Origin of the sequence: Salisediminibacterium halotolerans (assembly GCF_003814815.1) — a bacterium.
GTDB lineage: Bacteria > Bacillota > Bacilli > Bacillales > Salisediminibacteriaceae > Salisediminibacterium > Salisediminibacterium halotolerans.
This window is the reverse complement of record NZ_RKQQ01000002.1, coordinates 230,763-244,252: the sequence shown is the minus strand read 5'-3', so window position 1 is coordinate 244,252 and position 13,490 is coordinate 230,763. Positions and strand designations below refer to the sequence as shown.

At 46.6% G+C, this 13,490-nt stretch carries 12 protein-coding genes; 3 read left to right on the top strand and 9 right to left on the bottom strand.

Features of this window, described 5'->3' with window-relative positions:
• Position 1: 1 nt before the first annotated feature.
• The 7 genes from prmA to lepA all read right to left on the bottom strand — a co-directional run bounded on the left by prmA (position 2) and on the right by lepA (position 8,951).
• Complete coding sequence (gene prmA / locus EDD67_RS04090) at positions 2 to 946, bottom strand: 50S ribosomal protein L11 methyltransferase (RefSeq protein WP_121438992.1); 945 nt, start codon at positions 944 to 946, stop codon at positions 2 to 4.
• Positions 947 to 985: 39 nt separating this feature from the next.
• Positions 986 to 2,101, bottom strand: a complete 1,116-nt coding sequence (gene dnaJ / locus EDD67_RS04085; protein ID WP_093072348.1) for a molecular chaperone DnaJ — start codon at positions 2,099 to 2,101, stop codon at positions 986 to 988.
• A gap of 162 nt (positions 2,102 to 2,263) precedes the next feature.
• On the bottom strand, positions 2,264 to 4,090 hold the full coding sequence (dnaK, locus tag EDD67_RS04080; RefSeq protein ID WP_121438993.1) for a molecular chaperone DnaK: 1,827 nt from the start codon (positions 4,088 to 4,090) through the stop codon (positions 2,264 to 2,266).
• A 39-nt stretch (positions 4,091 to 4,129) separates the two neighbouring features.
• Positions 4,130 to 4,738, bottom strand: coding sequence for a nucleotide exchange factor GrpE (grpE, locus tag EDD67_RS04075; protein WP_121438994.1), 609 nt, complete (start codon positions 4,736 to 4,738; stop codon positions 4,130 to 4,132).
• Positions 4,739 to 4,767: 29 nt separating this feature from the next.
• Entirely contained in the window at positions 4,768 to 5,796 is a 1,029-nt protein-coding gene (hrcA, locus tag EDD67_RS04070) for a heat-inducible transcriptional repressor HrcA (protein WP_121438995.1), read from the bottom strand.
• Positions 5,797 to 5,925: 129 nt separating this feature from the next.
• Positions 5,926 to 7,065, bottom strand: a complete 1,140-nt coding sequence (hemW, locus tag EDD67_RS04065) for a radical SAM family heme chaperone HemW (RefSeq protein ID WP_121438996.1) — start codon at positions 7,063 to 7,065, stop codon at positions 5,926 to 5,928.
• A gap of 59 nt (positions 7,066 to 7,124) precedes the next feature.
• A complete protein-coding gene (gene lepA / locus EDD67_RS04060; protein WP_318271963.1) occupies positions 7,125 to 8,951 on the bottom strand; it encodes a translation elongation factor 4 in 1,827 nt (608 codons plus the stop codon).
• A 251-nt stretch (positions 8,952 to 9,202) separates the two neighbouring features.
• Here lepA and rpsT point away from each other — a divergent pair, with 251 nt between their 5' ends.
• Positions 9,203 to 9,469 carry a 30S ribosomal protein S20 gene (gene rpsT, locus EDD67_RS04055; RefSeq protein ID WP_121438997.1) on the top strand — a complete coding sequence of 89 codons (267 nt, stop codon included), beginning with the start codon at positions 9,203 to 9,205 and terminating at the stop codon, positions 9,467 to 9,469.
• A 49-nt stretch (positions 9,470 to 9,518) separates the two neighbouring features.
• Here the strand turns inward: rpsT and holA are convergent, their stop codons facing one another.
• Entirely contained in the window at positions 9,519 to 10,541 is a 1,023-nt protein-coding gene (gene holA, locus EDD67_RS04050) for a DNA polymerase III subunit delta (protein ID WP_242005927.1), read from the bottom strand.
• Positions 10,542 to 10,668: 127 nt separating this feature from the next.
• Between holA and EDD67_RS04045 the strand changes: the two genes are divergently transcribed.
• Complete coding sequence (locus EDD67_RS04045; protein ID WP_093072342.1) at positions 10,669 to 10,803, top strand: YqzM family protein; 135 nt, start codon at positions 10,669 to 10,671, stop codon at positions 10,801 to 10,803.
• Positions 10,804 to 10,873: 70 nt separating this feature from the next.
• Entirely contained in the window at positions 10,874 to 11,038 is a 165-nt protein-coding gene (locus EDD67_RS13810; protein ID WP_154718741.1) for a hypothetical protein, read from the top strand.
• A 208-nt stretch (positions 11,039 to 11,246) separates the two neighbouring features.
• Here EDD67_RS13810 and EDD67_RS04040 read toward each other — a convergent pair whose 3' ends face one another.
• Positions 11,247 to 13,466: a DNA internalization-related competence protein ComEC/Rec2 gene (locus EDD67_RS04040; RefSeq protein WP_158638144.1), complete on the bottom strand. Its 2,220-nt coding sequence runs from the start codon at positions 13,464 to 13,466 to the stop codon at positions 11,247 to 11,249.
• Positions 13,467 to 13,490: the final 24 nt, after the last annotated feature.

The following is a 13,490-nucleotide window of genomic DNA, read 5'->3' as shown; positions in this document are numbered from 1 at the left end:
TTTAAGGCCGTTCAGCAACTATCGCGATCCAGCCTTCCATCTCTGTTGTTTCTGCCAGTCTCCACCCTGCCTCTTGCAAAGCTTCTTTAACCATTGAACGTTTGCGTTCAATAATTCCGGATACAATTAATTTGCCGCCGTTTTTCAGCTGCGACTCGGCGTCCGGCAGCAAATCCAAAATCACTTCGGCGAGAATGTTGGCGACGATGATGTCTTTTTTTTCGTCAAAAGACCGATCTTGGAGCAAATCACCTTGACGGACGTTTACACGGTCTTGGACGCGGTTGAGCTTCGTGTTGATCTCGGCTGATTTCACCGCCACTTCATCTAAATCCAACGCTTCAACTTTTGCCGCGCCCAGTTTGGCGGATGCAATGCTGAGAACACCCGTTCCGCAACCGACATCGGTTACCGTATCGCCGTCATTCAGGTGTTTTTCCAACGCCTGAATGCACAGCACCGTCGTCGGATGCGTCCCCGTCCCGAACGCCATACCGGGGTCAAGCTCAATCACTTCTTCGTTTTCACGCACAGGGGTGTATTCTTCCCACGTCGGCGTGATCGTTATTCGTTCGGAAACTTTCACCGGTTTATAATATTTTTTCCATTGTGTCGCCCATTCTTCTTCATTGATTTCGCTGACAGTTACGTGATTTAGGCCGAGATCGATATCAAATACATGGAGCCGGTTCACCGCTTCTTTGATCGAATCAACGGTTTCTTTCAGGAAACTGTTCACAGGCAAATAAGCCTTAACTAAAACGCCTTCCTCAGGGTAATCTTCCGGCGACAGATCATAAATTTCGCCGAACACCGTTTCCCGCTCGCGAAACAAATCCTCCCGGTCTTCAATCACGACCCCGCTGGCGCCGGATTCATGCAAAATATGACTGACCGGGTCAACAGCTTCCTGCGACGTATGAATACAGATTTCCGACCATTTCATCAGTTCCAGCTCCTTGTACGGTTAAAATTGTTTTATCTTTCAGCCAAAGCTTTTGAACGCCCGTTTCACTTTATCAAAGAAACTCTGACTTTGTTCATCCGGCATTTCATCGCCTTCTTCTTCAGAAAATTCACGCAGCAGCCGTTTTTGATTTTCACTGATATCTTTCGGCACGATCACTTTCATCAGCACGTGCTGATCACCTTGACCCATGCCGCGCACGTTCGGAACGCCCTTGCCGCGCAGACGGAAATGCGTTCCGTTTTGCGTTCCGGCAGGAACTTTCAGTTTCACTTTGCCGTTTAATGTCGGCACTTCGATCTCATCGCCAAGCGTTGCCTGCGTAAACGTTATCGGCATTTCACAATAAATGTCGTCGCCGTCACGTTCAAAGAACTCATCCGGCTGAACATTGAAAACTACGAAAAGATCGCCCGGAGGCCCGCCGTTTACCCCCGCTTCTCCTTGGCCGGCAACACGAATTTGCTGTCCGGTATCGACACCGGCCGGGATTTTAATATGAATAGTCTTGCGTTTTTTAACTTTTCCTTTACCGCCGCATGTACGGCATTTGTCTTTAACAAATTGACCGGTTCCGTCGCAGTGGTGACAAACGCGGCGGTTCACAACACGGCCGAACGGAGTATTTTGCTCGACGTTCAGCTGACCGCTGCCTTGACAATGTGTACACGTTTCCGGTTGCGTGCCCGGTTTCGCGCCGTTGCCGCCGCACGTTTCACAATTTTCCTCCCGCGGAATTTCGATATCGGTTTCTTTGCCGAAGACAGCTTCTTTAAAATCGAGATTCATTGTATACTGCATATCTGCACCTTGTTGCGGGGCGTTCGGATCGCGCCGGCCTCCGCCAAAGAACATATCAAAAATATCGCTGAAGCCGCCAAAATCTCCGCCGCCGGCTCCGCCGAATCCTTGGTTCGGATCAGCATGGCCGAATTGGTCGTAATGAGCGCGTTTTTGTGAATCGCTCAACGTATCGTAAGCATCTTTGACTTCTTTAAATTTTTCTTCGGCGTCCGGAGCATCGTTGACATCCGGATGATACTCGCGCGCCAGTTTGCGGTACGCTTTTTTTATTTCTTGGTCCGAAGCGTTTTGATCGACACCAAGAACTTCATAGTAATCTCGTTTACTCATCACACATTCACTCCCGAGTTTAATCCATAACGGATAGTCTATCATTGTCCTTGCCAACAGGCAAGGGACTGCACTGACAATATGAGGCTGAAAAGCGGAAAAAAGCCAAAGCCAAGAAGCTCCTGACTTTGACTTTTCTTCTATCCGCACGAACTGAGGAAATTATTTTTTCTCTTCATCGTCGTTTACTTCTTCGTAATCAGCATCGACAACATCGTCATCGTTGCCGGCGCCTTGATCTTGTTCAGCTTGCTGCTGTTGCGCAGCTTGCTCATAAAGCTTCGTGGACAACTCGGTAACAACTTCTTGCAACTCGTCTTTTGCAGTACGAATCGCTTCAAGATCATCGCCTTCAAGAGCTGATTTCACTTTCTCTTTCGCCGTTTCTGCTTTTTCTTTTTCCGCCTCTTCTACACTTTCACCAAGATCGCTGATCGTTTTTTCCGTTTGGAAAACGAGCTGATCGGCTTCGTTGCGAAGGTCGGCTTCTTCACGGCGTTTTTTATCTTCTTCTGCGTTTTCTTCTGCATCTTTAACCATTTGTTCAATATCTTCTTCAGAAAGACCGGAAGAAGACGTGATCGTAATCGACTGCTCTTTATTCGTGCCAAGGTCTTTTGCACGCACATTAACAATTCCGTTCGCATCAATATCAAAGGTAACTTCGATTTGCGGCACACCGCGCGGAGCCGGCGGAATATCTCCCAATTGGAAGCGGCCGAGCGTTTTGTTATCCGCTGCCATCTCCCGCTCACCTTGGAGAACGTGGATATCAACGGACGGCTGATTATCTGCCGCGGTTGAGAATACTTGCGATTTGCTTGTCGGAATCGTTGTATTGCGCTCAATCAACTTCGTCGTAACGCCGCCCATCGTTTCAATACCGAGCGACAGCGGTGTGACGTCGAGCAGCACTACGTCTTTCACGTCACCGGCAAGAACACCTGCTTGCACAGCAGCGCCAAGTGCGACGACTTCGTCCGGGTTAACACCTTTATGCGGATCTTTGCCGGTAATTTTCTTGATGCCTTCTTGAACAGCCGGGATACGTGTTGAACCGCCGACTAAGACAACTTTATCAACTTCGCCCTGGCTTAAGCCCGCATCTTTCATCGCTTGACGGAGCGGTCCCATTGTTTTTTCAACAAGATTGGATGTCAGTTCATCAAACTTCGCACGGCTCAAGTTCATTTCTAAGTGTTTCGGGCCGGATTGATCAGCTGTAACAAACGGCAGGCTGATTTCTGTTGTCGAAACGCCGGAAAGGTCTTTCTTCGCTTTTTCAGCTGCATCTTTTAAGCGCTGCAGCGCCATTTTATCTTGGGAAAGATCAATCCCTTGCTCTTTCTTAAATTCAGCAACCATATGATCGATAATCGCCTGGTCGAAATCATCGCCGCCGAGTTTATTATCGCCGGACGTCGCTTTTACTTCAAAGAAGCCGTCGCCAAGTTCAAGGATCGATACGTCGAACGTACCTCCGCCGAGGTCGTACACGAGAATCGTCTGATCGTCTTCTTTATCGAGGCCGTAAGCAAGCGCGGCTGCTGTCGGTTCGTTAACGATGCGTTCAACTTCCATTCCGGCGATTTTCCCTGCATCTTTTGTCGCTTGACGTTGAGAATCATTGAAGTAAGCCGGAACGGTGATAACAGCATTCGTAACTGTATCGCCAAGATATGCTTCCGCATCTGCTTTTAGTTTCTGCAAAATAATCGCAGAGATTTCTTGCGGTGTATATTCTTTTCCTTCGATATCTACTTTATAATCTGTCCCCATATGACGCTTGATCGATGCAATCGTATTCGGGTTTGTAATCATTTGCCGCTTCGCTACTTCACCGACTTGACGCTCGCCGTCTTTAAACGAAACAACAGACGGTGTCGTGCGCGCGCCTTCCGCATTAGGAATGACCGTTGCTTCTCCGCCTTCCATTACTGCGACACAAGAGTTTGTTGTTCCTAAGTCGATTCCGATTGTTTTGCTCATGACTGATTCCTCCTAAATTGTTGTTTCATTGTTTCGATGTTATGCGCTGACTTTAACCATCGCCGGGCGCAGGACCCGGTCGTTTAAACGATAACCTTTTTGCATTTCCTCGATAACAATATTTGAATCGTATTCTGCAGATTCTTCCTGCATTACTGCTTGATGATAATGCGGGTCAAACGGCTCGCCTACGGAAGCAATCGGGGTAACGCCTTCTTTTTCCAACGCTTCAAGCAGCTGATTGTAAACCATTTGCACACCTTTTAGAAGGCTCTGCGTTTCTTCTGCTTTCGGCGTTATCATCATCGCCCGCTCAAAATTATCAATTACAGGGAGAAGACTCTCTGCAAGATTTTGCGATCTATACTTCGCCGCCGCTTCTTTTTCTTGTTTCGTCCGGCGCCGGAAGTTATCATAATCCGCCTGAACCCGAAGGAGTTTTTCTTCCATTTCTTTGAGCTTCACGCCCAGATCCTCCAATTCGGACTTTGGAACCCACTCATCATCGGTGTTTTCCGCCGTTTTTTCACTTGCCTCATCTGAAACGGGATCACTCTCTTCAATTGCTTCATCGGTTGCATGGACTGTTTCGTTATTTTCTTCTTCATGCACTTTTTCTTCTGCTGCGTGTTTTTTATCGTTGTTCACCCATCTCACCTCCTTATACAAACTTCATACTACTTGCTGTAGCGATTTGACAAGAGCCTGGATAAATCGCGTGTTAAATAATCCATCAAGCTGATGACACGCGGATATTCCATACGTGTCGGCCCCAAAATTCCGACCGTCCCGAGCTGTTTGCCGTCTGCCGAATACGTGGCCGTTATGACTGTGCAATCATCAAACGGCGCAAAACGGTTCTCTTCACCGATGCGGATTTTTAAGCCCTTTTCTTCCGACCGGAACAATTTCGATACCAATTCATCTTCCTCAAAAATGTTCAAGATATCCCGCACACGATCGACATCATTAAATTCGGGCTGGCTGAGAATGTTCGTTTTTCCGCTGTAATAAACTTTATCATTATGGTGATGGCGAAAGATCTCTTTAAAAACTTCCAATATCTGATCGTAACGATCGACATACTTCTTCATCACATTTGCCACTTCAGTGCGCAGCGCCTGCTGCAGTTTATAAAGCGGAACGCCGTATAGCCGGTCATTTAATATTTTTACTACTTTCTCCAGCTCTTCCGACGATAATTTATGCGGGAAATACACAGTTTGATTTTCAACGTGACCGGTATCAGTGACGATAATGGCAACCGCCTGATTATCCGAAATCGGTATGAGCTGAATTTGCTTCAGCGTCGATTCAAAAACTTCCGGCCCGAGAACGATTGATGTATAACTCGTCAAGTCAGACAGCACTTTAGCTGATTGTTTGACAACTTCCTCAAGCTCAGCGAACCGGTCTTCCAATACTTCTTGAATGTTCTCAGCTTCTTTTTTGGTGACCAATGAAGGGGACAGCAAATGGTCAACATAGTGCCGATAACCTTTTTGTGACGGTATCCGTCCTGAAGAACTGTGCGTTTTCTCCAAAAAACCCAGCTCTTCTAGATCCGACATTTCATTGCGGATCGTTGCCGGGCTGTAGCTGACATTGCTCCGTTTCGATATACTGCGGGAACCAACGGGCTCCGCATTTGTTACATAGTCATCGACAATGGCCTTCAAAATCAGCATTTGACGTTCTGTCAACATATGCAACCCCTCCTGTTAGCACTCGGTTTCTTTGAGTGCTAAATCTAGTTTATAAATTATCAAAGAAGGATTCTTTTTGTCAACTTTAAACGTGAATTATTTTCAAAGCATAAACAGCCTTTTACGGGTTTACCCGAGCAGAAATTTTTCAAACACTTCATTTCCGAGCAAAAGTCCGTCTTCCGTTAAAAACAACCGCCCTTCTTCTTCATTGAGCAAACCGCGCTCAAACAGCCCCGGTACAATTTCAGGAAAGGCATCGTCTACATCGATGTTATAACGCTCAAAAAACTCACTCCGCGATACACCGCTTCGCATGCGCAGCCCCATAAACATGAATTCTTCCATCTGTTCTTCCTTTGTTACACGGTGAGTTTCCAAGTACGGAAACTCCCCCTCGGCAATCGCACGCATGTATTTAGGAAGCGGGCCGTGGTTCACTGTGCGGACACCGGCTGTATAGCCGTGCGCACCTGCTCCAAGGCCGTAATACTCCTTATTTTGCCAATACACTCGGTTATGAGAACTTTCGTATCCGGGGACAGCGAAATTGCTGATCTCATACTGATTCAGACCGGCCTCGCTTAAAACCGAACGCATTCGTTCGTACATTAGCGCTTCGAATTCCTCTTCGGGCAAACTGAGCTGACCTTTACGCCACATTTGATAAAAAACAGTCTTCGCTTCGATTTTAAGCGCATAAGCACTGACATGAGTGACAGGAAGCTGCAACAGTTCGTTTAATGAATCATCCCAGTGTTCCATCGTCTGGCCGGGCAAAGCGTACATCATATCAACAGAGATATTTGTAATCCCGGATTGACGGGCCAACAGGATTTGTTCGAGCACATCTCCAGGCTGATGGTCCCGATTGATTGTTTGCAGCAGCTGACTGTCAAAAGTTTGTGCGCCGATACTAAGACGGTTAACACCGGCTGCGGACATCATTTGCAGTTTCTCCTGATCAGCGCTGCCCGGATTAACTTCTACTGTCCATTCTGCTTCCGGAGAAATCGGGAAGTAATTGCGCAAACCGAGCAGAAGGCGCTTCAGCTGCGCCGAACTTAATGAGGTCGGCGTACCTCCGCCGACATAAATGCTTTCGATCGGTCCTTCAGGCGGCACAGCCTCAACGGTACGTGCCATCTCTGTTAATACGTCATCAATGTATTCATCGATCGGCTGATTTTTTAAAAAGAACTTATTAAAATCACAATAATGACAAATCTGCTCGCAAAACGGCACGTGTAAATAAATCGCCCGCGGCATCTATATCCCCCTTTGATCTGAACGTTTAACAGGCCGCAGATGGGCTGCGGCCTGACACATCACTTATTTTCATCCATGCTTAATACAGACATAAATGCTTCTTGCGGCACTTCTACGTTACCGACATTTTTCATCCGCCGTTTACCTTCTTTTTGCTTCTCCAAAAGCTTTCGCTTTCGAGAAACGTCGCCGCCGTAGCATTTGGCAAGCACGTTTTTCCGCATCGCTTTAATTGTTGAACGCGCGATAATTTTCTGCCCGATACTTGCTTGAACAGGTACTTCGAATTGCTGGCGCGGAATGAGATCGCGCAGTTTATCGACAATTATTTTTCCGCGTTCGTAGGCGAAATCGCGGTGGACAATGACGGATAATGCATCGATCTTTTCTCCGTTTAACAAAATATCCATCTTAACGAGGTTGCTTTCTTTATAACCGATAATTTCATAATCAAAGGATGCGTAACCCCGTGTGTTCGACTTCAATGTATCAAAGAAGTCATACACAATTTCCGAAAGCGGGATATTGTAAACGATATTCACCCGGTTTTCATCCAAATATTTCATATCAATATATTGCCCGCGCTTCTTTTGACAAAGCTCCATAACCGGACCGACAAATTCATTCGGGGTCATAACTTCTGCTTTTACAAACGGCTCGCTGACCCGCTCGATTTTTTGTGTGTCGGGCATATGCGACGGATTATCAATTTCAAGCACTTCATCATCCGTCGTGACGACTTCGTATATAACACTTGGAGCCGTTGTGATCAGGTCAATCCCGTATTCGCGTTCAATCCGTTCTTGAATAATCTCCATGTGCAACAGACCGAGAAACCCGCAGCGAAAACCAAAGCCTAATGCTTGTGACGTTTCTGCTTCATATTGTAAAGAAGCATCATTTAATTCCAGGCGTTCCAGCGCTTCCCGAAGTGCTGTATAACCGTTTGCATCAACCGGATAAAGACCGCAAAAGACCATCGGATTTAATTTACGGTAGCCCGGGAGCATTTCAGGCGCCGGATTTTTTGCGTGCGTCACCGTATCGCCGACGCGGCTGTCCGAAACGTTTTTGATCGAGGCAATCATATAACCGACGTCCCCGACGCTCAATTCTTTTTTACTTTCAGGTTTCGGTGTGAATACTCCGATATCTTGCACTTCAAATTCTTTTTCGGTTGCCATCATCCGAATTTTTTCACCCGGCTTGACTGTGCCTTCAACAATTCGAAAGTAGACAATAACACCTCTGTACGGGTCGTATACAGAATCGAAAATCATCGCCCGAAGCGGCGCTTCCGGATCACCGGCAGGAGCCGGAATATCTTTCACGACAGATTCTAAAATTTCGTCGATCCCGACGCCGTCCTTAGCAGAGGCAAGGATGCAATCATCCATCGGCAAGCCGACAACCTCTTCAACTTCTTGTTTCACTCTTTCCGGTTCGGCGCTTGGCAAATCAATCTTATTAATAATCGGAATGATTTCTAAATCGTTGTCGATCGCTAAGTACACGTTCGCTAATGTCTGCGCTTCAATTCCTTGCGCGGCATCGACGATCAGCAGGGCGCCTTCGCATGCCGCTAAACTTCGGGAAACTTCATATGAAAAATCGACGTGTCCCGGTGTATCGATCAAGTGGAATATATATTCCTCGCCGTCGTTTGCTTTATACTCCAGCTGGACAGCATTCAGCTTGATTGTGATTCCGCGTTCACGCTCAAGGTCCATCGCATCGAGCATCTGTTCTTTCATTTCCCGCTGCGTCAATGCTTTTGTTTTCTCTAAAATACGATCCGCCAATGTTGATTTTCCGTGATCAATATGGGCGATGATCGAAAAGTTACGTATCCGATCCCGACGTTCAATGCGCTGTTCGGGGTTCATCAATGCATCACTCCTGTTTGTTACGATTCAAACGTCTTTATAGACACTAACTTGTATTATAGCAATAAACATTCAGATGGTACAATTCATTTTCCCGATTCTGTTCAAATTCTTTTCCTAAGAAATCGCTCTATGCCCGAAAATATGATTGCATTTTCCATACCCATTTGATAAAATCCATATTGTTGCAAGCCAAGGAGATCACAAAATGATCGGCGATACAACGGAACTACTTGAGGAGGTGAAGAAAAATGGCTAACATTAAACAGGCCCGCAAGCGTGTCGGCACGATCGAAAAGAAGCGTGCGCAAAACGCTGCGTTTAAATCTGAACTTCGCACAACAGTGAAGGTATTTGAGAAAAAAGCAGATCAAAACGACGTTGCAGGAGCAAAAGAAGCATTTTCCAATGCTGTGAAAAAGATTGATAAAGCTGTCAACCGCGGTATTTTTCACAAAAACACAGCATCGCGTCAAAAATCCCGTATGCATAAGCGTCTTAACGAGTTGAGCGCTTAAATCGGAAAATCGCATTGCAAAAAGCGACCTCAAAAAGAGGCCGCTTTTTTTAATGATTTTTCGACTCGTATAAAAACAATTCCACACCGAGCTCATCGCTTACGCGGCCGGTTTTTATCCGAAAATCAAGTTCGGCCAATTCATCGATTTTTTTCATGAGCTGACTGTCACTGAATCGGCCCGTCTGCCGCTGCGCGAGCTTAACTACATAAGGATGCAGTTTCAACCGGCCGGCAATCATTTTCTCCCCGTATCCTTGTTCAGCCATTTGCTTTACTTGATAAAGAATGCGAAACTGCCTGACCATTAACGCTAATATTTTAAGCGGCGCTTCTTTTTGTTTAATTAAATCATAATAAATGCTGACTGCTTGTTCTGTTTGCCCTTTAACAACACCGTCAACGAGCGCAAAAATATCTTGATCCAATGACCGTGCTGTCAAAGCTTCAACAGCGTCTTGTTGTATGATGCCTTCCTCGCCGGCGTATAACGATAATTTATACACTTCTGAGGCCAAAACCATTAAATCCCCGCCCGTAAGCTGAAGCAACAGATCATCAGCCCCCTGGGCGAAAGTGACTCCGTTTTCTTCCCCCTTGCTTTTCAGCCAGCTGCGCAATTCATTTTCATTAAGAGGTTTTCCGTCCATAACAACAGCCTGCTGTTTGATTTGTTTAACGAGCTTTTTCCGTTCGTCCAACTTCTCGTAAGGTGCCTGAATAATCACGGTTGATTCTGTTACCGGGTTTTCGGCATAAGTGCGTAATTTTTCTGTATCGTGCTCTACAGCGGCTGAATTTTTCTGCGCGGTTAAAAAATGGGCATTCTTTAAGATCACAACCCGCTTTCCGCCCATAAACGGAAACGTGTAAGCTTCTTCTACTGCTGCATCCACCGGTGTTTCGTTCATATCGAACGTGGATAAATTAAATTCCTGTTCGTCTTTTGTAAGAGCTTTATTGACGATCCTTCCGACTGCATCTTCGATTAAGTAAGACTCCGTTCCGAAAAGAAGATAGATCGGTGCAGTTTCCTGATTTTGAATATGCTTTAAAACATCGATATACGACACAGTTGTCACTTCCTTATTCATACTGGATCTAAGTTTATCACATGAATTCATATCGGGAAATTATCCTTACGGATAGATTTTTTTTCAAGTTTCCATTATACTGGACTTGTAATAGGAGGGATCTGACATGAATGAATTTGAACACGATGTCCAGTATAAGCAAAATGATTTAATCGACAGTGCGATCGGTTTTATTGTCCCTTTTGGATTCTTCTTTACCATCTTTATCGTAGCACAGATTATTGAAATCTTTGTCGGGTAAGTTCCCGCATTAATCTGCTGCGGCTCTGACTGCGCCTTTTTACAGGCGCAGTCAGAGTGTTGACAAAGTCATGACATCGTTAGATGTCATGTTAAAAAGAACGGATGACGACGCATCGTCCGGCTTCTTTCCGCGGGCGAGCGCCGAGCCGCTTCGGGCTTATGCCCTGCAGGGTCTCGTCTGTCTCGCTATCCCGCAGGAGAAAGCCGGGATGCTGGGTCATCCTCTTTTTTGAAGCGAGTGTATTGATAAAAAAGAAGCCATGCATCCACTCCTCCGACGCCTCCGGGAAAGCAAGAGACGAAGATCCGGATTCGGCGGCCTGAGGCCGCCGAATACTAGCTGAGTCCTTGCCCGGGGCAAGCGGAGGGTAGTGGATTCATGACTTACGTCAAAATAATAGTTTGTCTACACCTTGACTGCGCCTGCTTACAGGCGCAGTTTTATTTTGTTTCGAGGTATGTTTCCGCCTGAAAACGCCCGTCTTTAACCGTAACAGTCACAGCTCCGTCAGTATCCGTTCTGTAAATATCAACGTCAGCATCCGTCAATCTGTTTAAAACTTCTTCACTCGGGTGACCGTAACGATTTCCTTCCCCGACCGGAATAAGTGCTGCCGAAGGATCAACTGCTGTGAGAAACGGCTCGGTAGTAGACGACAGACTGCCGTGATGGCCGACCTTTAAAACATCGGCTTTAAGCGGTTCGTCATCTTCAACCAGCCTCTGTTCGATTTCTTCCTCAATATCCCCTGTGAACAAAAATCTCACGTCTTCAATCGCTGCAGCCATAACGATTGATCGGTCGTTTTCTTCCAGCTCGTCTCCTTGAGGGTTTAACAGCCGAAAAGACGAACTGCCTGTTTGCCACTTTTGCCCGTATTTTCCCGGCTCGATCGGAACACCTTGTTCCTGCAGGCACGCTAACGCTTCCTTCCCCGTTTCTGAAACCGGCAAAACGGCCGGGTAGAGAACCCGTTCGATTCGAACCGTTTTGCTGACATCGCAAGCATCTCCGACATGATCTTGATGCCCGTGGGTTAAAAGAAGTGTATCAATCCGGCGGATTCCCTCGCCGCGAAGAAAGGGTTCAATCGCTCTGATGCCGGGACCTTTAACGCCGGATTTCTCCGGATCGTCTGCGTCAAACACCGGCGCACCGCCTGTATCAATTAAAATGATTTCTTCACGCCGGGGAAGCTCGATCAAAATGGCGTCTCCTTGACCGACATCCAACATCGTAATCCGCGCATCCGAATTAAAAAACGGCGAAAAAAAATGAACAAAAAATACCGTTGTCAAAATCAATATTGCTGTAACGTACTTTTTCCTTTCAATCAATACAAGGGAAAGACTCGCAGCGAAAAGCCAAAGGATCAGCTGCCATTCGTCAGGCGCTCCAAGCACTGCCGCATGCCAAGGAACAGATGCCAGCATTTCAAGAAACGAGTCCATCATCTTCGCCGCTGCAGAAGCTAACGCCCATAACCATTCCGGCGATTGTCCAAACAATGCATTTATTCCGGCAATAATGAATGCAAGCGGTAAGAGAATAAGTGTCACAAGCGGAACCATCACGGCATTAGCACAGACAGCGAGGATACTTAACTCATAGGTTTGTGCGATTAACACAGGCGCACTGACGATTTGTGCTGTAACGGTTACTTTCAAGAGCTGTTGTATGCGGTTTCCGTCCGTAAGCCAATTCTTTGAAATTAACAGCGCCGCGGTTGTAAGAAAGGAGAGCTGAAAACCCATATGCAATAAAAGCTGCGGATCGCTTAAAAGAAGAAGCGCAGCGATTAAACTGACAGCTTCAATACCTTTAATACGGAAACCGAGTTTTTTAAAAACAATAAAAATCATCAACGTCAATACAGCCCTTGTGACAGAGGGAGCCCCTCCGGCAATAACAATGTATAACGGCATCGTTGCCAACAACGCTGTTTCAGCCTGTTCCCGTGTCAATGTTAAACGAAGGAGCAAATAATAAAGCGCCCCCGATAAAAAGGCGACGTGCAAACCGGAAACAGCCAGTAAATGAATGACGCCGAGAGCCTGGTATTGATTGAGGCGCGCTTCATCTATAAGCTGACGCTCACCGAAGACAAGCGCCGCTAACAGAGGCGCTGCCTCCTCCGACCGGGCTGATTTACCCGAGGTCATTTTTTCAATCCCCGTTTCACGCATCCTCTTCAGTCTGTCCATCATGTTTGGATTCTTATCGATACAGCTGAGGGTGTCCGGGTTGACCGTTGCCGTCCAATAAATATTTTCCCTCAGCAAATACCCTGCGTAATCAAAACCATACGGATTGGAAGGCGGATCAGGCTTTGTTAATTCCGCTTCAAACCGGCAAGTTTCACCGGGGCGCACCGGGGCTTTCGACGATTGGTCGTCTGCCTTTATAAAAACAGCGATCTTTTCGTTATCTTCTGTGGCAAATACACCTGACCAGCGCCGGCCGGAAGACGTAAGACTCATCGATTCGTCCAAGCGCGCCTCAACGAACGTTTCTTGTCCTGTCAGTGCGCTGCCCTGCCTTGTCATATCCCATTCCGTATAGAAAAATCCGCAAATAAAAATGATAAACGGCACGATCATTAAGGAAAGACGCTTATGCTCCCGGAGATACGGAACGAAAGCTAGACCAGACACAATCATAAAAAACACCGGAGCGGCAGAATA